This is a genomic window from Streptomyces sp. NPDC050161 (assembly GCF_044460025.1).
GTDB lineage: Bacteria > Actinomycetota > Actinomycetes > Streptomycetales > Streptomycetaceae > Streptomyces.
In genome coordinates this window covers 1-26,671 of sequence record NZ_JBITJM010000014.1, presented here as the reverse complement: position 1 = coordinate 26,671, position 26,671 = coordinate 1, and the positions used below count along the sequence as shown (strand labels likewise).

General features: G+C 71.0%; 26 protein-coding genes and 1 pseudogene. 14 read left to right on the top strand and 13 right to left on the bottom strand.

What is annotated here, in order from left to right; translation table 11 throughout:
• Positions 1-17 precede the first annotated feature (17 nt).
• Together ACIBK8_RS22545 and ACIBK8_RS22540 are read right to left on the bottom strand one after the other, a co-directional pair.
• Positions 18-575, bottom strand: coding sequence for a YbaK/EbsC family protein (locus ACIBK8_RS22545; RefSeq protein WP_399043585.1), 558 nt, complete (start codon positions 573-575; stop codon positions 18-20).
• Positions 576-649: 74 nt separating this feature from the next.
• Positions 650-1,222, bottom strand: coding sequence for an XRE family transcriptional regulator (locus ACIBK8_RS22540; RefSeq protein ID WP_399043584.1), 573 nt, complete (start codon positions 1,220-1,222; stop codon positions 650-652).
• Positions 1,223-1,316: 94 nt separating this feature from the next.
• Between ACIBK8_RS22540 and ACIBK8_RS22535 the strand changes: the two genes are divergently transcribed.
• On the top strand, positions 1,317-2,186 hold the full coding sequence (locus ACIBK8_RS22535; protein ID WP_399043583.1) for an EamA family transporter: 870 nt from the start codon (positions 1,317-1,319) through the stop codon (positions 2,184-2,186).
• A gap of 5 nt (positions 2,187-2,191) precedes the next feature.
• Here ACIBK8_RS22535 and ACIBK8_RS22530 read toward each other — a convergent pair whose 3' ends face one another.
• The 3 genes from ACIBK8_RS22530 to ACIBK8_RS22520 all read right to left on the bottom strand — a co-directional run bounded on the left by ACIBK8_RS22530 (position 2,192) and on the right by ACIBK8_RS22520 (position 4,014).
• Positions 2,192-2,944, bottom strand: coding sequence for an acyltransferase (locus ACIBK8_RS22530; RefSeq protein ID WP_399043582.1), 753 nt, complete (start codon positions 2,942-2,944; stop codon positions 2,192-2,194).
• An 89-nt stretch (positions 2,945-3,033) separates the two neighbouring features.
• Positions 3,034-3,564, bottom strand: coding sequence for a gamma carbonic anhydrase family protein (locus tag ACIBK8_RS22525; RefSeq protein WP_399043581.1), 531 nt, complete (start codon positions 3,562-3,564; stop codon positions 3,034-3,036).
• A gap of 93 nt (positions 3,565-3,657) precedes the next feature.
• The gene (locus tag ACIBK8_RS22520) at positions 3,658-4,014 is read right to left on the bottom strand and encodes a DUF4333 domain-containing protein (RefSeq protein ID WP_399043580.1); all 357 of its coding nucleotides are present in this window, start codon (positions 4,012-4,014) and stop codon (positions 3,658-3,660) included.
• A 329-nt stretch (positions 4,015-4,343) separates the two neighbouring features.
• Between ACIBK8_RS22520 and ACIBK8_RS22515 the strand changes: the two genes are divergently transcribed.
• Positions 4,344-6,335 (top strand): ATP-binding protein, encoded by a 1,992-nt coding sequence (locus ACIBK8_RS22515; protein WP_399043579.1) that lies wholly within the window; start codon positions 4,344-4,346, stop codon positions 6,333-6,335.
• 80 nt (positions 6,336-6,415) lie between these two features.
• The gene (locus ACIBK8_RS22510) at positions 6,416-6,625 is read left to right on the top strand and encodes a hypothetical protein (RefSeq protein WP_399043578.1); all 210 of its coding nucleotides are present in this window, start codon (positions 6,416-6,418) and stop codon (positions 6,623-6,625) included.
• A 106-nt stretch (positions 6,626-6,731) separates the two neighbouring features.
• Here ACIBK8_RS22510 and ACIBK8_RS22505 read toward each other — a convergent pair whose 3' ends face one another.
• Both ACIBK8_RS22505 and ACIBK8_RS22500 read right to left on the bottom strand, forming a co-directional pair.
• Complete coding sequence (locus tag ACIBK8_RS22505) at positions 6,732-7,382, bottom strand: DedA family protein (RefSeq protein WP_399043577.1); 651 nt, start codon at positions 7,380-7,382, stop codon at positions 6,732-6,734.
• Positions 7,383-7,592: 210 nt separating this feature from the next.
• Positions 7,593-8,048 (bottom strand): DUF4442 domain-containing protein, encoded by a 456-nt coding sequence (locus ACIBK8_RS22500; protein WP_399043576.1) that lies wholly within the window; start codon positions 8,046-8,048, stop codon positions 7,593-7,595.
• Between the two features lie 238 nt (positions 8,049-8,286).
• Here ACIBK8_RS22500 and ACIBK8_RS22495 point away from each other — a divergent pair, with 238 nt between their 5' ends.
• Positions 8,287-9,564 (top strand): MFS transporter, encoded by a 1,278-nt coding sequence (locus ACIBK8_RS22495; RefSeq protein WP_399043575.1) that lies wholly within the window; start codon positions 8,287-8,289, stop codon positions 9,562-9,564.
• Between the two features lie 25 nt (positions 9,565-9,589).
• Here ACIBK8_RS22495 and ACIBK8_RS22490 read toward each other — a convergent pair whose 3' ends face one another.
• Both ACIBK8_RS22490 and tuf read right to left on the bottom strand, forming a co-directional pair.
• Entirely contained in the window at positions 9,590-10,444 is an 855-nt protein-coding gene (locus ACIBK8_RS22490; RefSeq protein WP_399043574.1) for a spermidine synthase, read from the bottom strand.
• A gap of 194 nt (positions 10,445-10,638) precedes the next feature.
• Positions 10,639-11,817 carry an elongation factor Tu gene (gene tuf, locus ACIBK8_RS22485; RefSeq protein WP_399043573.1) on the bottom strand — a complete coding sequence of 393 codons (1,179 nt, stop codon included), beginning with the start codon at positions 11,815-11,817 and terminating at the stop codon, positions 10,639-10,641.
• Positions 11,818-12,247: 430 nt separating this feature from the next.
• On the opposite strand from tuf, the gene ACIBK8_RS22480 reads away from it, so the two are divergent.
• From ACIBK8_RS22480 to ACIBK8_RS22470, 3 genes are all read left to right on the top strand, one after another.
• Positions 12,248-12,949 carry a TVP38/TMEM64 family protein gene (locus tag ACIBK8_RS22480; RefSeq protein WP_399043572.1) on the top strand — a complete coding sequence of 234 codons (702 nt, stop codon included), beginning with the start codon at positions 12,248-12,250 and terminating at the stop codon, positions 12,947-12,949.
• A 210-nt stretch (positions 12,950-13,159) separates the two neighbouring features.
• Entirely contained in the window at positions 13,160-14,032 is an 873-nt protein-coding gene (locus ACIBK8_RS22475) for an undecaprenyl-diphosphate phosphatase (RefSeq protein WP_399043571.1), read from the top strand.
• A 217-nt stretch (positions 14,033-14,249) separates the two neighbouring features.
• Complete coding sequence (locus ACIBK8_RS22470) at positions 14,250-14,435, top strand: hypothetical protein (RefSeq protein WP_399043570.1); 186 nt, start codon at positions 14,250-14,252, stop codon at positions 14,433-14,435.
• Positions 14,436-14,465: 30 nt separating this feature from the next.
• Here the strand turns inward: ACIBK8_RS22470 and ACIBK8_RS22465 are convergent, their stop codons facing one another.
• Entirely contained in the window at positions 14,466-15,689 is a 1,224-nt protein-coding gene (locus tag ACIBK8_RS22465; protein WP_399043569.1) for a GDSL-type esterase/lipase family protein, read from the bottom strand.
• A 403-nt stretch (positions 15,690-16,092) separates the two neighbouring features.
• Here ACIBK8_RS22465 and ACIBK8_RS22460 point away from each other — a divergent pair, with 403 nt between their 5' ends.
• The 3 genes from ACIBK8_RS22460 to ACIBK8_RS22450 all read left to right on the top strand — a co-directional run bounded on the left by ACIBK8_RS22460 (position 16,093) and on the right by ACIBK8_RS22450 (position 18,550).
• On the top strand, positions 16,093-17,235 hold the full coding sequence (locus tag ACIBK8_RS22460) for a serine hydrolase domain-containing protein (protein ID WP_399043568.1): 1,143 nt from the start codon (positions 16,093-16,095) through the stop codon (positions 17,233-17,235).
• A gap of 213 nt (positions 17,236-17,448) precedes the next feature.
• The gene (locus tag ACIBK8_RS22455; protein ID WP_399043567.1) at positions 17,449-18,180 is read left to right on the top strand and encodes an alpha-ketoglutarate-dependent dioxygenase AlkB family protein; all 732 of its coding nucleotides are present in this window, start codon (positions 17,449-17,451) and stop codon (positions 18,178-18,180) included.
• Between the two features lie 112 nt (positions 18,181-18,292).
• On the top strand, positions 18,293-18,550 hold the full coding sequence (locus ACIBK8_RS22450) for a DUF2277 domain-containing protein (protein ID WP_399043566.1): 258 nt from the start codon (positions 18,293-18,295) through the stop codon (positions 18,548-18,550).
• 33 nt (positions 18,551-18,583) lie between these two features.
• Here the strand turns inward: ACIBK8_RS22450 and ACIBK8_RS22445 are convergent, their stop codons facing one another.
• Positions 18,584-19,204 carry a flavin reductase family protein gene (locus ACIBK8_RS22445; RefSeq protein ID WP_399043565.1) on the bottom strand — a complete coding sequence of 207 codons (621 nt, stop codon included), beginning with the start codon at positions 19,202-19,204 and terminating at the stop codon, positions 18,584-18,586.
• Positions 19,205-19,323: 119 nt separating this feature from the next.
• Between ACIBK8_RS22445 and ACIBK8_RS22440 the strand changes: the two genes are divergently transcribed.
• Together ACIBK8_RS22440 and ACIBK8_RS22435 are read left to right on the top strand one after the other, a co-directional pair.
• The gene (locus ACIBK8_RS22440; protein WP_399043564.1) at positions 19,324-19,683 is read left to right on the top strand and encodes a hypothetical protein; all 360 of its coding nucleotides are present in this window, start codon (positions 19,324-19,326) and stop codon (positions 19,681-19,683) included.
• A complete protein-coding gene (locus ACIBK8_RS22435; RefSeq protein ID WP_399043563.1) occupies positions 19,680-20,330 on the top strand; it encodes a recombinase family protein in 651 nt (216 codons plus the stop codon). The genes ACIBK8_RS22440 and ACIBK8_RS22435 overlap by 4 nt, the downstream gene beginning before the upstream one ends.
• A gap of 92 nt (positions 20,331-20,422) precedes the next feature.
• Here the strand turns inward: ACIBK8_RS22435 and ACIBK8_RS22430 are convergent, their stop codons facing one another.
• Positions 20,423-20,803 carry a hypothetical protein gene (locus ACIBK8_RS22430; protein WP_399043562.1) on the bottom strand — a complete coding sequence of 127 codons (381 nt, stop codon included), beginning with the start codon at positions 20,801-20,803 and terminating at the stop codon, positions 20,423-20,425.
• A 22-nt stretch (positions 20,804-20,825) separates the two neighbouring features.
• Complete coding sequence (locus ACIBK8_RS22425; RefSeq protein ID WP_399043561.1) at positions 20,826-24,500, bottom strand: tetratricopeptide repeat protein; 3,675 nt, start codon at positions 24,498-24,500, stop codon at positions 20,826-20,828.
• Between the two features lie 252 nt (positions 24,501-24,752).
• Between ACIBK8_RS22425 and ACIBK8_RS22420 the strand changes: the two are divergent.
• Positions 24,753-25,523: pseudogene (locus ACIBK8_RS22420) on the top strand (IS5 family transposase).
• Between the two features lie 240 nt (positions 25,524-25,763).
• Complete coding sequence (locus ACIBK8_RS22415) at positions 25,764-26,618, top strand: hypothetical protein (protein ID WP_399043560.1); 855 nt, start codon at positions 25,764-25,766, stop codon at positions 26,616-26,618.
• Positions 26,619-26,671: the final 53 nt, after the last annotated feature.

Genomic DNA, 26,671 nt, shown 5'->3' with positions numbered 1-26,671 from the left:
GCCCCGGGCGTGGACCGTCAGGCCACGCCCAGCCCGTCGATGACCGTGGCGCCGGGGAGTTCGGCCAGCGCCTTGCCCGGCGCGATGATCTTGCCGCGTCGCCGGCCGCTGCCGATCAGCGCGTACGGGATGTCCGCGACGGCGGCGTCCACCAGCACCGGCCAGTTGCCGGGCAGGCCGATCGGGGTGATGCCGCCGTACTCCATGCCGCTGTCGCCGACGGCGGTGTCCATCGGCGCGAACGACGCCTTGCGGGCGCCGAGTTGGCGGCGCACCACGCCGTTGACGTCGGCCCTGGTGTGCGAGAGGACGAGGCAGGCGGCCAGGGTGACATCGCCGCCGCGCTTGCCCGCCACCACGACGCAGTTCGCCGACTGCTCCAGCAGCCAGGCGCCGTGGTGCTCGACGAGCAGCGCGGTGTCCGCGATCGCCGGGTCGGTGTCGACGTAGCGGATCTCCTCCACCGGCACGGATCCGCGCCAGTCGCGGAGGGCGGCGGCTACGGGGTCGGGCAGCAGGTCCAGGCGCTCGATCGCGGGCCGGACATCGTCGAAGGCATCCATGGGCACGGGCATGCCGCCAAGCTAGCAGGCACGGCGGGCCGGGCAGCGGCCCGTCTCAGGGGGCGAGAGGGGCCGTGGCCTGCGGGTCAGCGGGCGGGCTGGATGAGTACGGACATGGTCATCTCGACGGGTTCGGTGCCGTCGTTGCGGTAGCCGTGGGCGACCTCGGCCTCGAAGGTCGCCGATGCGCCGGCGGGGACGGTGTGGTCGGTGCCGTCGACGGTGAGCGTGAGGGTGCCGGTGCGGACGTGGAGCAGTTCGACGGTGCCGGGCGGGTGCGGGTCCGACTGGCTGCTGTCGCCCGGCATCAGCAGCCAGTCCCAGAGTTCGTAGGGCCCGGGGGCCTCGGCGCCGACCAGGAGGGAGGTGTGGCTGCCGGCCTCGGTCGACCACATGCGGACGGCTTCGCCGGGGGCCACCATCCGTACCTGCGGCCCCTGTTCGTGGTCGAGGAGGGTGATGATGCTGACGCCGAGGGCGTCGGCGATCTTGACGGTGGTGCCCACGCTCGGGTTCGTACGGGCCTGTTCGATCTGGATGATCATGCCGCGGCTGACTCCGGCACGGGCGGCCAGCGCGTCGAGGGTGTAGCCGCGTTCGGTGCGCCAGCGCTTGAGGTTGCGGGCGAGCGACTGCGTGATCTGGTCGAGGTCCGTCACGGTCCGTCCAATATATTGAATGCCATAGTCGCGATTATTGAACTACGGTGTGCTGCACTTCAGCGTTCAACCCACAGTACTGCGAGGTTTCACCATGACTGCGGTCTTCGCCCTGGCCACGAGCTTGCTGTGGGGGCTCGCCGACTTCGGCGGCGGACTGCTCACCCGGCGCTTGCACGCGCTGACCGTGGTGGTGGTCTCGCAGGCCCTGGCCGCCGTGGTCCTGGGCGCCGTCGTGCTCGCCACGGGCGGCTGGCGGGAGGCCGGCGGTTCGCTGTGGTTCGCGGTCGCCGCCGGTGTCGTGGGCCCCGCGGCGATGCTCTGCTTCTACCGCGCCCTGGCGCTCGGCCCGATGGGCGTGGTCTCCCCTCTCGGCTCGCTGGGCACCGTCGTCGTCCCGCTCGGCGTCGGCATCGCCCTGGGCGAGCGGCCGGGCGCGATGCAGGCGGTGGGCATGGCGGTGGCCGTGGCGGGGGTCGTGCTGGCCGGCGGGCAGCGGATGGGCGGGGTGTCCGTGCCGCGCCGGACGATCGCGCTCACCCTGGTCTCGGCGTTCGGCTTCGGAGCCGTGATGGCGCTGATAGCCGAGGCGTCGACGAACGTCACCGGCCTCTTCCTCGCCCTGTTCGTCCAGCGCCTGTGCAATGTCGCGGTCGGCGGCGCCGCCCTGTACGCGACGGTGCGGCGCGGTACCCCCGCGCTGCCCGGCGACGGGCTGCCCGCGCTGCGGGGTGCGCTGCCCGCCCTCGCGTTCGTCGGCATCGCCGATGTCGCGGCCAACGGCACCTACGCGCTCGCCGCGCAGCACGGCCCGGTCACCGTCGCCGCCGTACTCGCCTCGCTCTACCCCGTCGTCACCGCGCTCGCCGCGCTCGGCATCCTCAAGGAGCGGCTGCGCACGGTCCAGGCTGCGGGCGCCTCGCTGGCCCTGCTGGGCACGGTCCTGCTGGCATCCGCCGGCTGACCGGCTCAGCCGGCGTCCGCGGCGGAGCGCTCGTCGGCCGACAGCGCCAACAGCTGCTCGGGCGTGACCCCTTCGGGGATCGGCACCGGCGCCGGGGTACGCAGCGGCGGTTGCCACCCGGCCCGCGGATCCCAGCGCCTCACGACCTTCGCGGGCGCCCCGGCCACCACCGCGTGATCGGGCACCTCGCCGCGTACCACCGCGCCCGCCGCGACCACGACGTTCCGGCCGAGCCTGGCGCCGGGCAGGATGACCGCTCCGGTGCCGATCCAGCTGCCGGGACCGATCTCGACCGGGTCGGTGCGCGGCCACTGCTTGCCGACCGGCACGTCCGGGTCGTCGTAACTGTGGTTGGTGGTGGTGACGTAGACCCCGGGGCCGAAGAAACAGTCATCGCCGATCGTCAGCCGGACATCGGCGATCACATGGCTGCCGCGGCCGAGCACCACGCCGTTGCCCAGCGTGAGGATCGGATCGGGACCGAGATCGAGATCGGGCATCATGCCCGCGGTCAGCGTCACGTCCTGGGCGATGATGCAGTGGTCGCCGATCTCGATCCACGGGTCGCCGAACACCGTCCCCTGCGGGTACGCCAGCCGGGCGCCGGTGCCGATGCGGCGGAAGCGGTAAGGGCCCGGCCGCTCGGCGGTCACGGCCGCGGCCTGCCGCACCCAGCGCGTGCCGCGGTGGACGAGACGCGACACGGCCCGGCGCCGCCAGGCCGTGAGGGATGAGAACACGTTCTGGTTCGACGGCACCCGGACACCGTACTCAGCACGCCCCGCGACCGGCCGCGCGCCGCCCTGTGATCTTCGCCCCACCGCGCGCCGCCCCGGTGCGCCCGGAGTCAGCCGGTGACGGACTCGCGGTGCGCATCCGCCAGTTCCCGGTACATCGCGGCGTTGACCTTGATGCCCTCGCGCTCCTCAGCGGTCAGCTCCCGCTTGACCTTGGCGGGCACCCCGGCCACCAGCGAGCCGGGCGGCACGACCATTCCCTGGGGCACCAGCGCCTGCGCGGCGATCAGCGAACCGGCGCCGATGTGCGCGCCGTTGAGCACCGTCGCGCCCATGCCGACCAGGACGTCGTCCTCGACGGTGCAGCCGTGCAGCACGGCGTTGTGGCCCACCGACACACGGTCGCCGACGGTCACCGGGAACCCGGGATCGACGTGCACGGTGCAGTTGTCCTGGATGTTGCTGTCCGCCCCCAGGACGATCGGTCCGCAGTCGGCGCGGAGCACCGCGTGGTACCAGACGCTGGATCCGGCGCCCAGCGTCACCTCACCCACCACGACCGATGTCGGTGCGGTGAAGACCGTCGGGTCGATGCTCGGTGCGGTGCCGCCCACACCGGCGATGAGTGCGCCCTGCGCCATTGCCGTTCTCCTTCGTCCGTACGTGATCGCGCCGGGTGCACAGTAAGCGACGGGCCACGGGCGGGAGTCGGCGGGAGGGGTCCGGCCAGGAGGTCAGCGGTGCGGTGCGTCGTGCACGTACGTGATCCGTCCGCCGCCGACCCTGACGACCCGTACGGTCATCCCGCGGTCCGTGCCGCGCAGGTAGTGGGCCGTGCAGTGGACGCGCGCTCCCTTGACGGCCCGCAGGGCGCCGCGGCAGTCGACCGAGCGCGGACCCTTGGGGATCAGCGGCAGAGAGAGGTGCCCGGCGATCGACGAGGCGACTTCGGTGCCCGGAACGGAATGGCTGACGCGGTCCACCTTGCTGGTCGCGTACCGGTCGAGCATCCAGTGCGCGCCGGCGGCGAGCCCGCCGGCCAGCAGCGCCATGCCGGCCAACGCCAGGCCGACAGCCCGCAGATACCTCACAGCTTTCCTCCTGCCGGACCTGCCACGAACCCCGGACGCACCGCGGGCGGCCGGATCACGGGTCCATTGTTGTGGATCATCCGGCGGCGGCAACACGAGTGCTCCGGATGGCGCGGTCCGCCGATGCGGCGTCGGACGGCGGTTCTTCGGGCACGGCTCGCGCATCCGGCCCGCCCGACCCGTCACGCAGCCGGCCGGGCCGCGTCAAGCGCGCCACGCGCCATTCCCTCGATAGATGTCCGCCGGCATGGTTTGCCCAGCAGCCGGTTCTGGCATCGTGGTGAGCCGACGAGGTGGGCGCGGCGCCGTGCCGTGAACGGGGATGACCGATGAGCGCGTGGGCGGATCACCGGCCGCTGCCCGAGATGGTGGGGCGGGCCGTTGAGCAGCAGGTGGTGTCCGAGCTGGTCGACGGCGCGCCCCTGACGACCCTCACCGGACCGGCGGGTGTGGGCAAGAGCCTGCTGGCCCGCGCCGTGCTGGAGGACCGCGCCGCGCGCCTGGACGGCGCCGTGATCCGGGTCGGCTGCTGGGACGGTCTGGCCGACGGCGGACTGACGGACGCGCTGCTGCGCGCGGCGGGGCTGGACGGCGCCGATGCGACGTCCGGGGCCGGGGCGACGGGTGACACGAACGGGGCGCCCGGGAGCGGGGTCGCCGCGCTCGCCGCGTACTGCGCGACGGAGCGTGCCACGCTGCTGCTCGACGACTGCGACCCGGTGTCCGCCGAATGTGCCCGGCTGGTCGAGCGGTTGCTGCGGGCCGGGCCCGAGCTGCGCATCGTGGTGACGTCGCGGCGCCCGCTGGGGCTCGCCGGGGAACAGGTGCTGTCCCTCGCGCCGCTTCCGGTGACGCTGGGCGAGGGGATCGCGGGCCCCGCCGTCGAGTTGCTCGCCCAACGGGCAGGACCGGCGGCGCCGGAACTGCTCGTCGCGGTCTGCGAGGCGCTGGAGGGCTCGCCGCTGGCCATCGCGCTGGCCGCCCGTCAACTGGACCGGATGTCGCTGCCGCAGCTCGCGGCGGAGGCCGGTTCCGAAGGGCCGTTGTTCCACTCCGGTCCCGCCGCGACGGTCAGGCACACCTCGCTGTACGCCGCGCACGCGGCGGGCTATGCCCTCTGCTCCCCCGTCGACCGGCGCGTCTGGGCCCGGCTCTCGGTGCTGCCCGGCGACTTCGATCCGTGGCTCGCGGGGTGCGTATGCAGCAGCAGTGACGTTCCTGCGGCCGAGGTGGACGCGGCCCTGGAACGGCTCGGGTCCGCGTCCGTCCTGGAACGCGTACGGGACGCGGGCGGCGGGCCGCAGGACAGCCGGGCCGCGCTGCCGCCCCGCTACCGACTCCCGCGCGGCGCCCGGGACTTCGGGCGCACCCAGCTGCGCGAGGCGGGCGAGGAACCGGCGGCGCTGCGGCGCTTCCGGCAGGCCGTCGCCGCGCTCGCGGCCGAGGCGCAGATCGTCTGGCAAGGTCAGGACCAGCAGGTCGCCGTCCGTCTTGTGGAGGACGAACAGCACCATCTCGACGCGGCCCTGACCCGCCCGCCGCTGGACGCCGACGACGCGCTCGGCGCACTGGAGATCGCGGTGTCCCTGTGGTTCCGGTGGGGGGCGTGCGGCTTCCGGAGCGAGGGCCGGGCGCATCTCGACCGGCTGCTGCTGCTCTCCCGGGACGACACGGCGCTGCGCGCACGTGCGCTCTGGCTGGCGGGCTGGCTCGCGGCGCAGGAGCACGCGCTGGGAACCGCGGACGCGCTGCTCGACCAGGCGTGGGCGGCTGCCGTGATACACGGTGACTCCGACGGTCTGGCCCGTGTCGCCCATGCGCACGCCGTGGTGGCGCTCTACCGCGAGGACAGCGCGACGGCCGTGGCGTGCCTGGAGGAGGCGTCCGGGCACCGGTCCCTGGACGTCTGGTTCGGCCCCGGTCCCGCGCACAGCTGCGCCCTGCTGTCGATGGCGCTGGCGCCCACCGCGCCGGACGAGGCACGCGACGCGGCCCGCCGGGCCTGGGAGGGACGGCACTGCGACGGGGACTTCTGGCTGCACTCGAACGTGCTGTACGCCAGGGCCCTCATCGAGCAGGCGCACGGCAGCCGCGAGACCGCCCTGCGGGCCTGGCGCAAGGCGCTGGCGGCGAAGAAGGTGGTCGGTGATCCGCTGCTCGTCAAGGGCGCCGAGTTCCACGTCGCGAGCCTGCGGACCGGCGGCCGGGGCGGCGCGGCCTATCCGGCGGAGGCGGACGACGGGCCGCGCTGGTGGCAGCGGGAGGCCGGGGACGGTGACCGGAAGGCGCGGTTCTTCTCGCGGCTGCGGAGCGGGGCGTAGCCGCGGGAGACCCTCACCAAAGGTGACCAGGGCCTCACGTTCGGCATGCGATCATGCCGGGCCGGTCGCACCCTGGTGCCATGAAGCGCGCACCTGTGATCGTGCACCCGCCCTGCTCCGGCGGGCGTCGCGTCACGCTCCGCGGGCAGGACCTCGGACGGGCCCGCCGCCCCGGTGACGTGGCCGCGTTCCTGCGCCGCGCCGGATTCCCCGCGGCGCACCTGGCCTGGGACGACACCGGAGTCTTCGAGTGGCGCGACGGCGGACCCGACGTCTGGTACACGCCCTGACGGCGACGACAACGGCACCGGCCCGGCAGCGCAGGGCTGCCGGGCCGGTGTGGTCAGGTGGCCGCCGCTCCCGGTGGTCGACCGGTGCGGGGGCGTCCGACGCAGGTCAGTCGACGGTGGCGGAGACCGGGGCCTCGGCGGCCTCGCGTTCCGCGGCGGCCTTCTTCGCCCGCTGCTTCATGACCACGAACGAGCCGATGCCGAACAGCAGGGCGGCGACGAGCCCGAGCCAGGAGAACCGGCTGAGCCAGGGCTCGGCGACGATGCCGACGCTGTAGATCAGCGCGGTCGTCCCGCCGGCCCAGACGATGCCGCCCAGGACGTTGGCGATCAGGAACTTCCAGTACGGCATCCTCAGGACGCCGGAGAGCGGCCCCGCGAAGATGCGCAGCAGCGCGATGAAGCGGCCGAAGAAGACCGCCCACATGCCCCACTTCTCGAACTTCTCCTCGGCCATCGCGACGTGGTCGGGGCCGAAGTGCTTGGGGAACTTGCGGCCCGCCCAGTCCAGCAACGGCTGGCCGCCCTTGCGGCCGATGAGATACCCGATGGAGTCACCGATGATCGCGCCGGCCGACGCGCACGCGCCCAGCACGACGGGGTCGATGTGGTCCTGGGTCGCGGCGAGGATCGCCGCGCTGACGAGGACGATCTCGCCGGGCAGCGGGATGCCCAGGCTCTCCACCCCGATGACCACCCCCACCAGGAGGTAGACACTCACGGCCGGTACCGTCCCGAGCCACTCCTGGATATGCAAAGCCGCTTCCTCCGCACGATGTCGGGCCCCCGTGGGCCGCTGGCCGGTGTCACCGAAGCCGGTGCCGGCGGATTCCCCCGCGCGCCGGACAGCGCGCCGCCCGGGAAGGGTACTCGATCGCCCTTCCCGCACGACGCCGCCAACGCGCGCGCAGGGACACCTCGGTCACACCGGCCGCGCGGAGGAAAGCGGCTCCTGCCGGCCCCGGGATCAGCCGTTGGGGCGCAGGGTCCAGACGATCGTCATCTCGCCGGTCACCGCGCCGTCCTCGCGGGTGAGGGAGACGTTCACCGGGAATTCCGGGCGCTCGCCCGCGTCGAGGTCGGCGATCACCTCGGCGACCGGCCGGCCGAGCTGCGCGGTCGCGGTGACCGGGCCCATCGCGAGCTTCTTGTAGTCGATCTCGGCACGTACCGCGAGCGGCACCGCGCGGCCCAGTTCGGAGCCGAAGGCCGTCATCACGATCGCGCCGCTCGCCGACTCGGCGAGGGTGAACATCGCTCCGGCGTGCGGGCCGCCGACGTGGTTGTGGAAGTCGGACCTGTCGGGCAGTCGGACCACGGCGCGCTCGGCGGTGGTCTCGGTGAATTCGAGGTTGAGGGTGCGCACCATCGGCACGGATGCCGCCATCATTTCGCCGATAGACGGCAGGGTCTCGGAAGCCATGCCAGCATGTTACCTATCGGTAGCTTGGTGCGGAAGGGCCGCCCGCGATCGGCGGCAGGGCGGTTGGCCGGAAGGGCGGTGACCGGCGGTCCGCCGCGCGCATATCGTTGATCCCCATGTGGTCAGGACAGCAGCAGCCCGGGGACGAGAGACATCCGCACCCGGGACACCGCGGAGCGGAGGCCGGGCACCGGTCCGCCTCCCGGCCGGCGGCGGCAGCCGTGCGACGGGGCCGGTCTTGGTGATCGCCCGTCCCGCCTGGGCGGGACGCAACTACACCCTCCTCACGGCGGCCACCGTGATCGCCGGCCTCGGCAGTTCGGGCGCCCTGATCGCGTCCGCCTTCGCGGTGCTCGGCGCGGGCGGCTCCGCCACCGACGTCGGACTCGTCGCCACCGCGCGGACGGTGCCGCTCGTCCTGTTCCTGCTCGTCGGCGGTGCGCTCGCCGACCGGCTGCCGCGGCACCGCGTGATGGTCGCCGCCAACGCCCTCAGCTGCCTCTCCCAGGGCGCCTTCGCCGCGCTGGTCCTGGCCGGGCGGCCGGAGTTGTGGCAGATGGCGGTGCTGGCGGCGCTCGGCGGCACCGGGCAGGCATTCTTCGCGCCCGCGTCCGAAGGCATGGTGCTCGCCAGCGTCTCCGGCGCGCACTCCGGCCGGGCGTTCGCCGTCTTCCGGATGGGGATGAACGGCGCGAACATCGGCGGGGCGGCGCTCGGCGGCGCGCTGGTCGCCGCCGTCGGGCCCGGCTGGGTCCTCGCCATCGACTCGCTCTGCTTCGCCCTCGCCGGTGCGCTGCGCGCGTTCCTCGACGTGAGCGGCGTGCCCGAGCGGACGCCCGGCGCCGGCCTGCTGCACGATCTGCGCGACGGCTGGCGCGAGGTCATCTCGCGGCCCTGGCTGTGGGCGGTGGTGGTGCAGTTCGCCGTCGTCAACGCCGTGATCGTGGCGGCCGAGTCGGTCTACGGGCCGATGGTCGCCGACGAGTATCTGGGGGGCTCCGGGCCCTGGGGGATCGCCCTCGCCGCGTTCGGCGCCGGCACCGTCGGCGGTGCGCTGCTGATGACCCGCCTCACCCCGCGCCGCCTGCTGTTCGTCGGCTCCCTCTGCGTCTTCCCGCTCGCGCTCCCGTCGGCCGCGCTGGCCGTGCCGCTGCCCGCGGCGGGACTGACCGCGATCATGTTCGCCACCGGTGTCGCCGTCGAGGTCTTCGCCGTGACGTGGATGACGGCGCTGCACCAGGAGATTCCGGAGGACAAGTTCTCCCGCGTCTCGTCGTACGACTGGCTCGGGTCGCTGGCCATGGTCCCGTTGGCCACCGCGCTGGCAGGGCCGGTCCAGGACCTCATCGGCCGGAAGGCCGCCCTGTGGGGCTGCTCCGCGCTGATCGCCCTGCTCACGGCGGCCGTGCTGTGCGTGCCCGACGTGCGGCGGCTGACCCGTCGTCCGCCGCGGGAGCCGGGGCAGGCGGACGCGCCGGCCGGGTCCGCGGCGGGGGTGGCGGAGCCCGCGGGGTAGCGGGCGGCCGTCGGCCCCGCCCGGGTCAGCCGATGCTGAAGGCGCCGTCCGGTGGCACGGGTGAGGCGACCGCGTCCGCGTCCTTGACGGGGGCCGCGCCCGCGATCAGTTTCCGCAGCGCCGTACCGTGTTCGACCCGGGCGGGGAAGGCGTCGCCCGCCGCCCGGCGGGCCAGTTCGGCCAGCGGCAGCGGGGCGCACGAGGCGACCAGCACCGCGTTGCCGAAGCGGCGGCCCCGCAGCACGGACGGCTCGGCGATCAGCGCGAGATGCGCGAACACCGAGGCGAAGGTGGCGAGTTGGCCGCGCAGGAAGCCGAACGGCGCGCTGTCGGCGAGGTTCGCCGCGTAGACGCCGTCCGGCCGCAGCACGCGTGCCACGGCGCGGGCGTACTCGACGGATGTGAGGTGCGCCGGCACCCGGGAGCCGCCGAAGACGTCGCCGACGATGACATCGGCGCTGTCGTCCGCCGCCGCTTCCAGGGCGCTCCTCGCGTCCTGGTCCCGCACGGTGACACCGGACCCGGCGGGCAGCGGCAGCCGCTCGGTCACCAGGCCGATGAGCCCGCGGTCGGCCTCGATGACGAGCTGCCGTGAGCGGGGACGGGTGGCCGCGAGATACCGCGGCAGGGTCAGCGCCCCGCCGCCCAGATGCAGGGCGTCGAGCGGACAGCCGGGGGCCGCGGCCTCGTCCAGGACGTGGGCCAGCCTGCGGACGTACTCGAATTCCAGGTGGCCGGGCGCGTCGAGGTCGACGTACGACTGCGGTGCGCCGTCCACCGTCAGCAGCCAGGCACGCGGCCGGTCGACGTCGGGCATCAGTTTGGCGGTGCCGCAGTCCACGGCGCGGGTGACCGGTATCGGCTCGGGTGCTTCGTCCACCGTCCCATTGTGCCGGTCGGCCGGGGGCGGGCGGGACTCGTCCTTGTTGTACGGCGGCCGGGGCGAGGCGCCGCCCACAGGGAGAGCGAAACGGGCGGTACGGACACGCCGCCGTGTCCGTACCGCCCGGCCTCACGCGCCGGGCAGGCGTGCGGAACGCCCGCCACGGCCTGCCGGTTCCGGGCTCCCGCCGGTCAGTCGTGGCCTTCGACGGAGCGCACGGTGCCCGCGCCGACCGTCCTGCCGCCTTCGCGGATGGCGAAGCGGAGGCCGGTCTCCAGCGGCACGTCCCGGTCCAGTTCGACCGAGACCGTCACCGTCTCACCGGGGCGCGCGACCGCCTTGTCGCCGAGGTCGAGGTCGCCCGCCACGTCCGCGGTACGGAGGTAGAACTGCGGCCGGTAGCCCGTGGCCAGCGGCGTCCGGCGGCCTCCCTCCTCGGTGGACAGGACGTACACCTCGGCGGTGAACCGGCGCCGCGGGGTGACGCTGCCGGGTGCCGCGACGACGTGCCCGCGCCGCACCTGGTCGCGGTGCAGACCGCGCAGCAGCAGCGCGACGTTGTCCCCGGCTTCGGCGGACTCCATCGGTTTGCCGAACGTCTCCAGGCCGGTGACCGTGGTCTGTGCCCCGGCGCCGAGCACCGCCACCCGGTCGCCGACGCGTACCGTGCCCCGCTCGACGGCGCCGGTGACGACGGTGCCGCGCCCGGTGATGGTCAGGACGTTCTCCACCGGCAGCAGGAACGGTGCGTCGACGTACCGCTCGGGCATCGGGACATAGGTGTCCACGGCGTCCAGCAGCGCGTCGATCGCCGCCGTCCAGCGCGGGTCGCCCTCCAGGGCGCGCAGCCCGGAGACACGGATGACGGGGACGTGCTCGCCGTCGTAGCCGTGCGCGTCGAGCAGTTCGCGCACCTCCAGCTCGACCAGGTCGGTCAGCTCCGGGTCTCCGGCGTCGGCCTTGTTGAGGGCGACGACGAGGTGCCGCACGCCGACCTGCTTGGCGAGCAGAACGTGTTCGGCGGTCTGCGGCATGATCCCGTCCAGCGCCGAGACGACGAGGATCCCGCCGTCGAGCTGGGTGGCGCCGGTGACCATGTTCTTGATGAAGTCGGCGTGGCCCGGCATGTCGACGTGGGCGTAGTGCCGGGTACCGGTCTCGTACTCGACGTGCGAGAGGGCGATGGTGATGCCGCGGGCGGCCTCCTCCGGGGCCCGGTCGATCCGGTCGAACGGGACGAAGGTGCCGCTGCCCCGGTCGCTGAGGACCTTGGTGATGGCGGCGGTCAGGGTGGTCTTGCCGTGGTCGACGTGGCCCATGGTGCCGATGTTGAGATGCGGCTTGGTGCGTACGTATGCCGTCTTGGGCATGGCGTTGTTCTTCCTCGCAACACTGCGGTGACGACGGCGGCTTGGCGCCGTGGAGACCCCTGAGAACATCCGACCCTCCCCCTGCGGGGTCCGCCGGACGATCCGGAGAGGGTCAGCTTCGCGTGCCGCCGGCTGCGACGGACACGGCGGCGGTCTGTGCCGCAGCGGCGGTCGCCCCGCCTGCGACAGGGGCAACGGCGGCAGCCTTCAGCGCATCGACGTCCGCGAGGGCGGACGGGAGCGGGAGGAAGGCGGGCCGGAACATGACGCCCATGGTGCCGGGCCGTGGACGGGGCGTCGAGCGAATTTACGGGGCCGGGCCGGAGGATTGCCCCGGCCGGGAGGCGCACGCGCGGGCGGCGGAGCCGCCCCGGTGACCGTGCGGGCCGGATGACGGTCACCGGGCGGCCCGGTCGGTTACGCTCCCCGGGTGTTGGAACCCGCCGCAACGCCTGACGGCCTCGCCGCGCGCTGCACGCGTGTGCTCTTCTCCCCCTGGGCCAGGCTCGGCCTGCTCCTCCTCCTGCTCGGCTGCGCCGCCGCCGCGATGCTGCTGTGGCAGCCGCAGCACCTCCTGACGGGTGGCCGGCTGCCACAGATGTCGGGCCCGACGGCGCTGGTGGTCTTCGCCGTGGCGTACGGCGTGTGCACCACGGCGTTCGTGCCGCGCCCGGTCCTGAATCTCGCGGCCGGCGCGCTCTTCGGCAGCCAGGCAGGGCTGGCCACCGCGCTCGCCGGGACGGTGCTCGGCTCCGGCCTCGCCTTCGGCCTCGGCCGCCTGCTCGGCCAGGACGCGCTGCGTCCTCTGCTGCGCGCACGGTGGCTGACCGCCGCCGACCGGCAGCTGAGCAACCACGGATTCCGCTCGATGCTGGCCATCCGCCTCCTCCCCGGCCTGCCGTTCTGCGCGACGAATTACTGTGCGGCGGTCTCCCGCATGGGCTGGCTGCCCTTCCTCCTGGCCACGGCGCTCGGCAGCGTGCCGAACACCGCCGCGTACGCCATCGCCGGGGCTCGGGCCTCCTCCCCCACCTCGCCGACGTTCCTCATCGCCATGGGATTCATCGCGGTCAGCGGGCTGGCGGCCCTGATCGTCGCGTGGTGCAAGCGGAAGACCCTGCGCGGAACCTGAGCACGTACGCCGCCGGGCTGCCGGGGCCCCGACGCCGAACTGCCCCCGGCCTGCCCGCTCCCCCACCTGCCTGCCCGCTCTCCCTCACAGGCACCAGATGGCCAACGGAACGTAGTCCTTTGGCCATCTCCCGGCGCTACGCTGCCGCGACTACCTCATGATCCACTCCCCCAACTCCCCCTGTCGATCATCCCTGGATTGCTGCCTTCCATGAGCTGGTTTGCCTCTTTCGTTCTCGGACTCGTCCAAGGGTTGACCGAGTTCCTGCCCGTATCGTCCAGCGCGCATCTGCGGCTGACCGCCGCGTTCGCCGGCTGGCACGACCCGGGAGCGGCCTTCACCGCCATCACCCAGATCGGCACCGAGGCCGCCGTACTCATCTACTTCCGCAAGGACATCGCACGGATCGTCTCGACCTGGGCCCGCTCGCTCGTCAACCGCGACCTCCGGCACGACCATGACGCGCAGTTGGGCTGGCTGGTGATCGTCGGCTCGATTCCGATCGGCGTGCTCGGCATCACCCTCAAGGACGCCATCGAAGGGCCGTTCCGCGACCTCCGGCTCATCGCCACCACCTTGATCGTCCTCGGTGTCGTGCTCGGCATCGCGGACCGGATGGCCGCCCGTGACGAGAAGGGCGGCCGGCACCGCGCGGCGAAGCGGCGCAAGACCCTCGCCGATCTCGGCGTCAAGGACGGCCTGCTGTTCGGCATCTGCCAGGCCATGGCCCTGGTCCCGGGCGTCTCACGCTCGGGCGCCACGATCAGCGGCGGCCTCCTGATGGGCTACACCCGCGAGTCCGCGGCCCGCTACTCCTTCCTCCTCGCCGTACCGGCCGTACTGGCGTCCGGCGTCTACGAGTTGAAGGACGCGGGCGAAGGCCATGTCGCCTGGGGGCCCACCCTCTTCGCCACGGTCATCGCGTTCGCCGTCGGCTACGCGGTCATCGCCTGGTTTATGGCTTTTGTCTCCAGCAAGAGCTTCCTCCCGTTCGTCGTCTACCGGATCGTCCTGGGCATCGCGCTGTTCGCGCTGATCGCCGCCGGGGCCCTGAGCCCGCACGCCGCCGAATCCGCGGGCTGAGCCGGGAGCCGGCCGGCCCGGCCGGCGGCCGGTGCCGCGGTCGCTGAGCGTGTGGGACTGGACACATGCAGACAGTTCCATCGCCCCCGACGTTCGAACGTCTTTGCTGGTCAGCGAGTTGACGGGAGGAAGAGGAGTGACCGCGGCAACACCCCTGCCCGGCCCGGGGCGTTCGCGAGGTGAGGCGTTGTCAGTGGCTGCCCCTAGCATGTCTCACATGTCCCCAACTCCCTCTGCCCACCCGGGCCCGTCCCTTCCTGCCTCCGAGGCGAACGAAGCGATCCGGTGTTTTGTGCGCGCCAGGCGCGGCTGGTCGTGGACCGCACAGGACATGACGGAGTACGCGGAGCTGCTGGAGAACTGGACGTTCGCGGTGCGGGCAGAGGTCGTCGAGGCGGCGTAGGGCGTTCCGGCACGGTGCGCCGCGGGCGGCTCAGCCGCGCTCGGTGGCGAACGGGCCGTCGGCGCCGAAGGCCAGCGCGGCGAAGCGTTCGCCGATGCGGCGGTGGGTGGCGGCGTCCGGGTGGAGCTGATCGGGCAGCGGCAGTTCGGCGAAGTCCGCCTCGCCGTAGAGGTCGCGGCCGTCCAGGTAGTGCAGGTTCGGGTCGTCGGCTGCCCGCTGCTGCACGACGCGGTCCAGTTCGTCCCGGATGACGTTGAGGGTCAGCTTGCCTGCGGCCCGTTCCGCGGGGTCTCCCGTGGCCTTGAACTGGAGCTGTCCCTCGCGGAGATTGCTGAAGTCCGGGGCGGCGGGGCCCGGGGTGTCCTCGTGGATGGGGCACAGGATGGGCGAGACGACCAGGAGCGGAGTGGTGGGGTGCCCCTCCCGGATGGTGTCGAGGAAGCCGTGCACCGCCGGGGTGAAGGCGCGCAGCCGCATCAGGTCCATGTTGACCACGTTGATGCCGATCTTGATGCTGATCAGGTCCGCCGGGGTGTCCCGCAGGGCGCGGGCGGTGAACGGATCGAGCAGGGCGCTGCCGCCGAAGCCGAGGTTGGTCAGCTCCACACCGCCGAGGGAGGCGGCCAGCGCCGGCCAGATCGTGGTGGGGCTCGCGGCGTTGGAACCGTGGCTGATCGAACTGCCGTGATGCAGCCACACCGCGCGGCCGTTGTCCGGCACGGCGTCGACGGGCGCGTCGGTGCGCAGCGCGACGAGCTGGGTGATCTCGTTGTACGGCAGCCAGATCTCGACGTCCTTGACGCGGTCGGGCAGGCCGGAGAACCGGACGGTGCCGACCGGTCCCGGCTGGGTTTCCCTGGACCCGGTGGTCATGTCCACCGTCAGGACGTTGCCGCCGGTCACGCTTGCCTGCCCGGCCTGCCGGCCGTCGACGAGCAGGTCGTACAGGCCGTCCGGGCGGGGCGGGGCGCCTCGGTAGGCCATCTTGGTGCGGAGCGTGTCCAGTTCGACGGCGGTGGCCCGGGTGCGGAACACCAGCCGTACGCCGGACGGCTGGGCCTCCGCCGTGGCCAGCTGCCCGTCGGGGTACTGCGCACGGGCACGTGCGGGCAGCCGGTGCGGCAGCACTCCGTGGTCGGTGTGCTCCACGTCGAGCGCGCCGCGCAGGAGGTCAGCGGTGAGGGGTGTGGTGATCCAGTCCGTTGCCCCGTGCGGGGTGGCGGGACCGGGGGCGGGGTCGTGCTGAGAGTTCATGGCCTCAGCCTGTCAACCGGATACCTGATCCGCACATGTTTTTCCGGTCCGCCACCGTCCGTGGCCTAGGTCCTGTCGTCAAATTCCCGTCGTCTGCCCGGAGGGCAGGCCCCGCGGCGTCTGGTGCGTGCGTTCGCAAGGCGGAGGGTCTTCCCGGTACTGGGTGTACCGGGGAGATCCCGACAACGCGGCGAGCGTGCGTGCCAGGCGTCGCGGGGCAGACGGGAATTTGACGACAGGACCTAGACCCCGAAGGCAGCCGTCGGCCGCCCGGCCCGTGACAAGGAAAACCGCTCGTGGGAGGGGGTGCGGACCACGTACCGTGACCAGCCGCGCCGGGGCATCAAGGTCCCGGCGCGGGTACAGCCACGAGACGGATGCGGGCACGGGAGAGATGCGGGCGATGGAGCACAACGGCGGGGCGGACGAACGATTCGGGGCCGTGGCGGACGAGTTCGCCAGGAACTTCGCCGAGTTCGGTGAACTCGGCGCGGCGGTCACGGTGTTCGTCCGGGGGCGCAAGGTCGTGGACCTGTGGGGCGGCGTCGCGGACCGGCGGACGGGCAGGCCGTGGCAGGAGGACACCGTCGTCCCGGTCTTCTCCTGCGCCAAGGGCATCGTCAGCATCTGCGCCCATCTCCTCGCGCAGCGCGGGCAGTTGGACCTCGACGCCCCGGTGAGCCGCTACTGGCCGGAATTCGCCCGTGCGGGCAAGGAGCACATCACGACGCGGATGGTGCTCGGGCACCGGGCCGGCCTGCCCGCCCTGGACCGCGCGCTCAGCTTCGACGACGTCGTCGGCTGGACCCCGGTGATCCGCGCCATCGAGGAACAGCAGCCCTACTGGGAGCCGGGCGAGGCGTACGAGTACCACGGTCATGTCTTCGGGTTCCTCGTCGGCGAGGTGATACGCCGGATCACCGGCCGCACCCCCGGCGCGTACTTCCGGGAGGCCATCGGCGACCCGCTGGGGGCGCAGTGCTGGATCGGCCTGCCGGAGGACGAGATCGGCCGGCTGGCGCGGCTCGTCGAGGCCGACGGCCGGCCCGCCATGCCCGACGCCGCGTCGCTGGTCATGCGCATCGTGACGATGAACGGCGCGCTGGCCTTCCCCGGTGTCGACGAGCCCCACGGCTGGAACGACCCCGACCTGCTGCGGGCCGAGCTGCCCGGTGCCGGGGCGGTCGCGTCGGCGCGCGGCCTGGCGACGGTCTACGCGGCGGCGTTCACCGGCGTGGACGGGCAGCCGCGGCTCCTCGATGCCGGCACCGTCACCGACGCGACGCGGGAGGTGTCGTCCGGCGCCTCGTGGTCGGGCTTCGACATGGGCACCCGCTGGGGCTCTGGCTTCCTGCTCGACTCCGCGTTCCGCCCCCAGCTCGGCCCGCGCAGCCTCGGCAGCGACGGCGCCGGCGGGCAGTTCTGCTTCGCGGACGACGCGCAGGAGGTCGGTTTCGCCTACGTCGCCAACAAGATGATCGGGCACGGCGACCCGCGGGCCACCCGCCTGGTGGCGGCGGTACGGCGGTGCCTGAACGAGGCGTGACCGTCGGCCGCCGCGGGCCGGTCCCGGCCCTGGCGCCGTCGTGAGGTCGGTTTTCCGCCGGATCGATGGCGCCCGGTGCCGGAGAATCGGAGACGGACGGCGGGAGGCGGGGCCGGTGAACGTGCCACGCTGGGAGGGACGCCGCCCACGGGCGGCCCGTCCGCCACAGCCCCCGCCTTCACCGGCAGCGCACCCGAAGCACCCGAGGTACCGATGAGCACGCCACTTCCCGGCTTCGAAGACCTGGGCGGCCTTGGTGCGGCCCCCGGGGACGGCTCCGCCGACGGATCGGCGGCTCCGTCGCGCCAGGGCAGGCAGGTGCTCGCGCCGGGCGCCGTCCACCTGCCGGGCTGGCTGTCCCTGGAGGAGCAGCGGCGGCTTGTCGCCGCCTGCCGGGGCTGGGCGACCGGCCCGGTGCCCATCCGGCACACCAAGCTGCCCCGTGGCGGCGTGATGTCCGTGCAGACCGTCTGCATCGGCTGGCACTGGCAGCCGTACGCCTATACGCGTACCGCCGATGACGTCAACGGCGCGCGCGTGCCGGAGTTTCCCGACTGGCTGGCCGCGTGGGGGCGTCGCGCGCTGGCCGATGCGTACGACGACGCGTCGGCGGGTGACGGCTACGCGCCCGACACCGCGCTGATCAACTTCTATGACGGCCAGGCCAAGCTCGGGATGCACCAGGACAAGGAGGAACGCTCCGCGGCGCCGGTGGTGTCGCTGAGCATCGGTGACACCTGCGTCTTCCGGTTCGGCAATACCGAGACGCGCACCAAGCCGTACACCGACGTCGAGCTGAGGTCGGGTGACCTGTTCGTCTTCGGCGGGCCTTCCCGGTTCGCGTACCACGGGGTGCCCAAGGTGCACCCGGGCACCTGCGACCCGGCCTGCGGTCTCACACACGGCCGCCTCAACATCACCATGCGTGTCACCGGCCTCACCTGAGCGCGCCGCACCGGGCGGGCCAACTCCCCACGGCGCCCCGGCCGATGCCACGGTCGGCCCGCGTGCCACCGGACCGCCTGCCCGCGCCGGCTCCCGGAGGCAGACTGGACACATGTGCCGCAGTATCAAGACGCTCCGCCCGCCCGCCACCCCCGACGTCACCGACGAGGACGTCAGGGCCGCGGCCTTGCAGTACGTACGCAAGGTGTCCGGATTCCGCGCCCCGGCCGCCCACAACCGTGCCGTCTTCGAGCAGGCGGTGGACGCCGTCGCGGCGGCCACCCAGGAACTCCTCGACGGCCTCCGGGTCCGCGGGGCGGCCACTCCCCCGGCACCGGCGCGCGGTGCGGGCCAGGGCCGGGGGAACTGAGCCGGACCGGCTGCCGGGGCGGGCGTCCCTCCGTCACCGGCCGCCCGCGGGCCCCTGCCAGTCCGCGTGCCGGATGCGGGCGATCTCCCGGACGTCGCCGAGGGTGCCCCATTCGTCCTTGCCCAGCCGGCTCAACGGCCGCATTTTGGTGATCTCCGCGTGCCCGTCGACCAGTACGTCATCGGCCACGGACGCGTGCACCACCCGGCCGAGTACGAGGGTGGAGTCACCGATGCCGACCGTGCTGTGCAGCTCGCATTCCAGCGCCACCGGCGAGGCCGCCACCCGCGGCGGCTTGACCCGCAGGCTGGGCTCGGATTCGATGCAGGCCGCTTCGAACTCGCTCACGCCGTGCGGGAAGTTGGTGCCCGTGTCGTTGATCTGCTCGAACATCCCCTCCGGCGCGAAGTTGACCACGAACTGACCGGTGGCCTCCACGTTCCGCAACGAGTCCTTGCGCCCCACGGACGTGAACTGGACGACGGGCGGGGCGACACTGGCGATGGTGAAGAAGGAGTGCGGGGCAAGATTCGCACAAACGCCATACTGATCGATGGTTGACACCCATGCGATCGGCCGCGGCACGACCGTGGCGGTCAGCAGCTTGTAGAAGTCGCTACGGGGCATCTCGGCAGGGTCGAAGTCAACGCGCATGAAGATCAGTATCCATGGGCGGAGCCGCGGATTCTACAAAGGATCCACAGCACCGCCCAACCGCGGAGTTCAACGGAAAGTGCCTGGTATCGGGACCATCGAGACCAGGAGCCGACACCGTGCCAGCAACCGCCCTCCCCACCGCCTGGGAGGACTTCGAAGTCCCCGCCCACGCCCGCGGCGGACAGGTCACCCTCAATCTCTACGACCACCTGGCCTCGTACACCCCGAAGCGCCCCGCCGCCTACCTCCGTATCTCCTCCGACCGCTACGGACTGGAGGCCGGCGTCGACCGCCAGCTCGAAGACGCCGAGGACAGCCGGACCCGGCTCCGCTGGGGACCGTTCGCCAAGATCTACAGGAGAACGACACCTCCGCCTTCAAAAAGCGCAAGATCACCAAGCCCGACGGCACCATCGACTGGGTCGTCCTACGACCCGAGTTCCGCCAACTGCTCGCCGACCTCGCCCTCGGGGTGATCGACGGCGTCATTTTCTACGACCTCGATCGGCTCGTCCGCCAACCACGCGACCTCGAAGACCTCATCGACATCGTCGAGTACGTCCAACGCCCCGTCACAGGCGCCACCGGCGGCCGCATGAACCTGATCAACGACAACGACCGGCACATGGCCCGCATGATGTGCGTGATGGCGCTGAAGTCCTCCGAAGACACCGCACGCCGCGTCGCCCGCCAGCATCTCTCCGCCGCCCGAGACGGCGAAGTCCAAGGCCGGATCGCCTACGGATGGATCCGCAAGGGCGAGCACAAGGGTCAGCTGGTCCCCGAAGAGGCCGATGTCGTTGCCCGCATCTTCCAGGACTTCCTGGCCGGCGAATCCGCCTACAGCATCGCCAAAGCATTCAACATCGAGGGAATCGAACCGCCTGCCGCGAAGACCTGGTCCTCCACCGTGGTCGCGAAAATGCTCCACCCGTCAGGAACCTGCGGATTGCGATCGCCACCTGGATCGGGAGGATCTACCGCCGAGGCCGCCGACAGACCTCGCCCGGCGGACTTGCCCCCGTCGCATTCGAAACTGCCACGACCACACCGGCCTTCAGGCCGCGTCACTGAACCTGTCGCCCAAGCCTGCATCAGCCCCTCCGACGTGCTGAGAAGCTGAGCAGCAGGACGACGAGGTGTAGAGGACATACGCACTCGCGCAATCAAGACGGTCCGAACCGAGGCTCGGGCTCCGACAGCGGGCCGTCGTCTTCAGTTCTGGCCAGAGACGGGGCCCTGTGCTGCGTTGAGCGTTTCTTCAATGGTGATGTCGATGTAGCGGTCGCGGTCCGCGGAACTGAGGGCCGGTTGGGACATTTCGGCTTGACCGAGTCGGATGCGGACGTGGCGAGTGATGACGTCGTGATGGGGTCTGGGGGTTTGCTTTCTGAGGTCGCTGTAGACCGTCCAGGCAAGGCTGGCCACACTCACGATGAGCGCGCCGAGCGAGATCGGGTCCAGATACTGATCGGGGCGCGTGGTGGTCTCGCGGGCATGGAGGGCGGCTTCCACGTCGGTTGGGAGGTCGAGATTGTTCGGGGTGGCGAGGCGCTGTGCAGCGGATCGTGCGCCGAGCCCGATCGGGTCAGCCATGTGGGTGTTCTCCTAGTGTTCGTCAGACAGTTGTGGACGGGGCTGTGATGACGTAGTGGCGTATCGCAGGCGGGAGATGGTGGCCGGTGACGGCCTGCCAGGTCCGTTCAAGGGCCTCGATTCCCAGGGCATGGGTCAGCCGCTTGAGATGAGTGGTGACTGATCGGGTTGACGGATGCGGGACCTGCTCAAACAGGGCCACGCACCGAACCATCCACTCCAATGCCTTCTCCGGCTGTTGCCGTGCCTTGGCCAAGAGACCGAACTGTCCATAGTTGGTGGCTATGCCATGCTGATTGCCCAGATTCTCGTTGATGGCGAGGGCTTCGCGATACCAATCCTCGGCCTCTTCCAGTTGTCCCCACCCTTGAGCGACGGTGCCAAGCATGTGGTAAGTGTGCGCTATGCCAGGCCTGTTGCCGAGGCCCTCGTTAATGGTGAGGGATTCGCGATACCACTCCTCGGCCTCCTTCGGCCGCCCCCGCAGCTGGGAGACCACGCCGAGCTGGTGGTAGGTGCTGGCCATGCCCGGCCGATTACCAAGCTCCTTCTCAATGGCGAGGGATTCGCAGTACCACTCCTCGGCCTCCTCCAGCCGCTCCCGCTCCTGGGCGACGATGCCGAGCTGGTGGTAGGTGCTGGCCATGCCCGGCCGATTACCAAGCTCCTTCTCAATGGCGAGGGATCGGCCATGCCAGTCCTCTGCCTTCCCCAGATGACCCCGCAACTGGTCTACCACACCGAGGTGGTGGTAGGTGCTGGCCATGCCCGGACGGTCGCCGAGCTCCTTTTGAATGGTGAGGGATCGGCCATACCAGTTCTCGGCCTCCTTCAGACAACCCCGCTCCTGGGCGACTCTGCCGAGGTGGTGGTACGTGGTGCTAAGACCGAAGCGTTGCTGGGGTGTGGTGGGCTGCTGTTGCAGAGCGTTGAGGATGCCGCGGTAGGTGCGCTCCGCTTGATCCAACTGGCCGGCCTCCGTCTGTCGGTTGGCTTGAGATACGACCAGGAACTGCCACAAGGAGCCAGCGGGGGTGTCCAGGTTGGGTGGGATGCCGTCGGCGGTTTCCAGGACCAGCCGTGCCCGGTCGACCCAAGAGCGGGCCTCTTCCGTCAGCCCCCGCGCGTTCCAGTAGTCGTTCAGCGGCCGGGCGATGTAATGAGCGTGGGTCCATAGCCTTTGGTCGAGAGCGTGGCCGAGCATGCTGCTCAGTGTCCGCTGCTGATGGTGGATCCGTGACATGGTGAGCTGGGCGTCACTGCTGCTGATCTGCTCAGTGACGCAGTAGCCGAAGGCTGCGTGGGCAACGATGAGGGCGAGGGTGGCGGCGGTGCGCTGGTGGTGGTAAGTGTCGAGGGCCTGGGTTTGCCAGTGGGTGGTGAGGTAGGCGGGCAGGGCCGGGTGGATGCGATACATCCCCGCCCGCAACGGCGTCAGCAGCCCTACCCCCGCCGCGCGGTCCAGCAGTTGTGTCCACTCGGCGGTAGCGCGGCCACGGAACAGCTGAGGAACGTCCGGGTCCACAGAGAAAGTACCTAGGACGCTGGCATCGGCGACGCTGTGGAGGAGGCTGAGCGCGCTCAGGGCGTGCTGGTCGGCGGCGGGCAGGTGCGTGAAGGAATATGTGATGCTGGCGGCGAGGGAGGTGGTGCGCTCGCCGGTTGCAGTGTCGGGCAGAGCGGTGGTGCCCTGAAGGCTGGCCAGTAGATCCTGCGGGTGGGTGGTGTCCAGGTGAGGCAGGATGATGCCCATGCTGAGCGGGTGTCCGTCCAACCACTGCATCAGTTCTCCGAATGCCCGCGACTCCCGCCGTTGTTGGGAATCAGGGTAGGAGGCCAGGAGGTAGTCGGCATACTGGCCAGCCTCCTCAGTATCCAGCCCGGGCACCTCCACCCTGCGCATCTGGGGACCGAGCCAGGATTCCGGGGTCCGGCTGGTGACGATGACCGCGCTGGTGCCGTGGGCGGCGATGCGGGCGAGGAAGTCGCGCAGCCGATTGCGGTCCTGCTCCGGCAGGGGCGGGGTGGCCTGGGTGGGGTCGGGCATGGTGTGGATGGATTCGAAGTTGTCCCACACCAACAGCAGCCGCCGTTCGCACAGGACCTTTTCCACCAAGGTCTGGCGCCGCTCAGGGCCGAGTCGGGCGAACTCATTGCCGAAGAGGCGCAGTCCGATGCTGGTGATCACGCCGTCCAGACCGAAGGAAGCGACGCCGGGTTCGAAGGAGTGCCAGATCACCCCGTCTGGATGGTCCAGTGCCCCGGTGTCGCGCCACCATCGGCCGAACGCCTTGGCCAGTTCAGTCTTGCCCGTCCCTCCGGGCCCGTGCAGCACCACCACACGCTGAAGTCGGGCGGCCACGTCCAGGGTGTAGAGCAGGGCGTCACGCCCGATGAACTCCCCTACCGCCTCCAACGTCCCCTCCGGACCCGTCTCGCCGGTGTGGGGAGTCTCGCGGACTTGGTCCAGCATCTCCTCCAGAGACTGACCAGCCTGGCGCTCCGTGTGCAGACCGGGTAAGCGGACCTCGCTGCGAGAATACAGCACCGGCACCACCCAATCCGCCAGCGGCATCATGCCCTTCGGCGACGGCCGAAGATCCTGCTGGGCCAAGCGGCGGCGGCCAGCGGCGACCGCTTCGGTCACCCGGTCACCGGCGAACAGCCGCTCGTAGAACGCCGCCATGAACTCGGCAGCCGCCACCGCGTACACGCTGTAGGCCATCGCCACTACGGCTGCGGTGCCCTCCTGCAGCAGCCGCGTCGCCACGGCCGCCTCGGCCTGCGATCCCAGCGCCGCCGACTGGCAGGCGTTGAGCACTGCCACTGGCACTCGCGCCTGCTTCAGCACTCGTGCCACCTCATCGGCGGGCACCAGGTCCCGTCCTCCCTCCAACTTCTCGAAAGCCAGCATCCCTTGCGGCCCTGGTCCCCGGAACATCACCGGCCTGCCCGCCTCGCCCAACAGGCCGGATGGCTGGCCGAATACACCATGTCCGTCGAAGTGCACGATCTGGAACGGCTCACCCGCCTCCCGCGCTTGGGCCAGCGCCTCCTGTAGCCCCTTTAGTGTCGGCGGGCGCAGCACCACCAGATCCATCTTCCCTCGGACGGCAGCCAGGCGGTCCAGCAACGGGTGAGCGATCATCTGATAGCCCACGTCCTGGGTGCCGCGCGGCCGAGAGATCACCATCAGCACTCTCAGCCGCTCCCCCTCGACCGTGAAGACCTCTCCCCGGTCCGCGGTCGGCATGGTGCGCGAGACGGCCATCTGTGTATCCAGCGCGAGCGGCGTCGGCCGGTTCGGGTCAGCCATCAGTTCCCATGGCCAACCCAAAGGCTCCGCCGCCTCCGACCTCACCACCAGCTCCACGCGGCCGTCGCGAGCTTCCGCATGTGCTCGTGCCCGAATGTAGGCATCCCGCGCCGACCCTGCGCCGAACACTGCTTCGAAGACTTGCTCGCCCCACCGTCGCAGCTCGGCAGCCACCTGCGAGCCCCGCTCGCCGTACACCCCGAACGGCGCCCGCAGATACTCCTCCAGATACCAGCGCAGCTCCTCCAACGCCGACCCGTCCAACGGCTGGACCAACTCGACCGGATCGCCCACTTGGCTGGGGTATGACTCCCCAGTCGGCCATGCCAGAACCGTCACCCGGCCGTCATCTGCCACCTCCAGCAGCAGACGCTCCGTCACAATCCCTCACCCCGTGCCAACCTGCTATACACCGCCACGCTTATCGCAACCAGAGCCAGTCAGCTGCATCACCGATAGCAAAACACCCGAATCAGTGTCGAGTACGTACCCCTCTAATCCCCCAGCAGACCAACTCTCTTCAATAGTACGCGTGGTACGAGCAGACCCGCCCTAGCCCAGTCGATACTCGCGCGGGGCCTAAAACGTCGTTTCTTTTGGTGTCTGGTGGCCGTTGGGCAGGTCGTGACGGATCTGGTTGAGCGGTTGGTGCCGGATGAGTTGTGGGTGTTGTTTCGTCGGGTGGTTGAGCCGACGGTGGTGAGGCGTCCGCAGGGTGGGGCCGGGCGCGGGCGGGTGATCGTGAGGTGCTCACGGCGATCTTGTTCGTGGCGACCTCTGGTTGCACCTGGCGGCAGTTGCCGCCGGTGTTCGGGCCGGCCTAGCCCACGGTCTACCGGCGTTTCGCGCAGTGGAGCCGGGACTGTGTGTGGGCCCGGCTCCACCGCGTCATCCTCGACGAACTCGGCGCGCGAGGCGAGCTGGACTGGTCCCGATGCGCGATCGATTCCGTCAGTGTCCGGGCCGCAAAAAGGGGCCATTGACCGGACCGAATCCGACCGACCGTGGCAAGTCGGGATCGAAGATCCACCTGATCATCGACCGAAACTGACTGCCGCTGTCGCTGGGGATATCCAGCGCCAACATGCACGACAGTCTCGGCCCGGCGCCGCTCGTGCGAGGCATCCCGCCCATCCGGTCCCGACGCGGCCCGCGTCGCAGGCCTCCGGCGAAGCTGCACGCCGACAAGGGCTACGACTACCGTCACCTGCGACGATGGCTCCGCGAGCGCGGCATCACCCCTCGCAACGGCTCGGCCGCCACCGCTGGGTAGTGGAGAGGACAGTGTCCTGGCTGAGCGGCTGCCGACGCCTCCACCGACCCTACGAACGCAAAGCGCAACACTTCCTCGCCTTCGTCGGCATAGCCGCAGCTCTCATTACCTACCGCCGCCTCACCAAATGAAACGACGCCTTAAGGGCTGGCCCTCCTGAGAAAACTGTGCTGCAGTACCAACCGCAGCACCGCGATCGTCGAGGCCGTTCTCGCCCTTCACCTCGCTGCCGCGTCAGGATGAAGACCCCTCAGTGGTCAGACCGCAGCACACCATGCCCCCGGCCGGCCCACCGCCATACGGTCTCAGGCGACCGATGTCCGAGGTGCCCGATAGGTTGGTTACCTTCATACGGGCGGGAGGGGCACCGGGTGACGGAGCGCGGGGGGCAGGCGGCAGCAGATGGGTTCCAATACCAGTACCTCGTGACACTGGAAGCGCTTCTCGATGCCGCAGAAGACCGCTTCCCCGGAGTCGCTGCAGCACTGATCGAACCCGCAACCACACCGGATGAAGACTCGACGGACCCCGACGCAATCGACTTCGAACTTGTCGATCAACACCGCGGCAGCATCCATGCAGCCCAGGTAAAGTCCGGCGGTTCAGGTACGGAGATGTCTGCTCCTGATGCCTTCGGCATCCTGCTTCGGATGATCCGCGCACGGCCGCGGGCAGGGTCGTATCGACTGATCACGAACATGCGGCTCCACCCCAAGGCGGTGCAGTTGAACCGGGCCTTGAGTGTCGACGATCCACACGAGCTCCGCGAGCACCTTCAGCGGTTGATGGAGCGCGGACGCTGGCGAGACGAGCCGGCGGGAATGAACGATGACGAGCTGCACCAACTGGGCCGCGCACGAATCTCGGTGGATTCCAGGCAGCGGTATCAGCTGCGGGATCAGCTACGGGAACGCATGCGGCGACTCCGAAACGAGCATTGCCGCGGTCTTGGCCATGAGTCTGCCGGCCGACTGACGAACTATCTGGCATTCGAGATCCACCGTCGCGCTTCGGGCGAGTTCGACGGCGTGTTCCCCCTGGCGGGGTTTCGCGAGGAACTCCTCACCCCCGGGCGCCATCTGGCCTATGAGCTCGGCGAGTTCGACTGGGGCGTCATGGTGGGGGCAGTGCCGGCCGCACCAGATGTCCCCCGCCCGGATCTCATCGACCGTATCCGCGCGGCACTAAGAAGTCATCTCATTTGGCGAGTCTGCGGTAGCAGATGAGGGTGCAGGCGATGCTGGTGAAGGCGAGGAAGTGGTCAGCCTTGCGCTCGTAG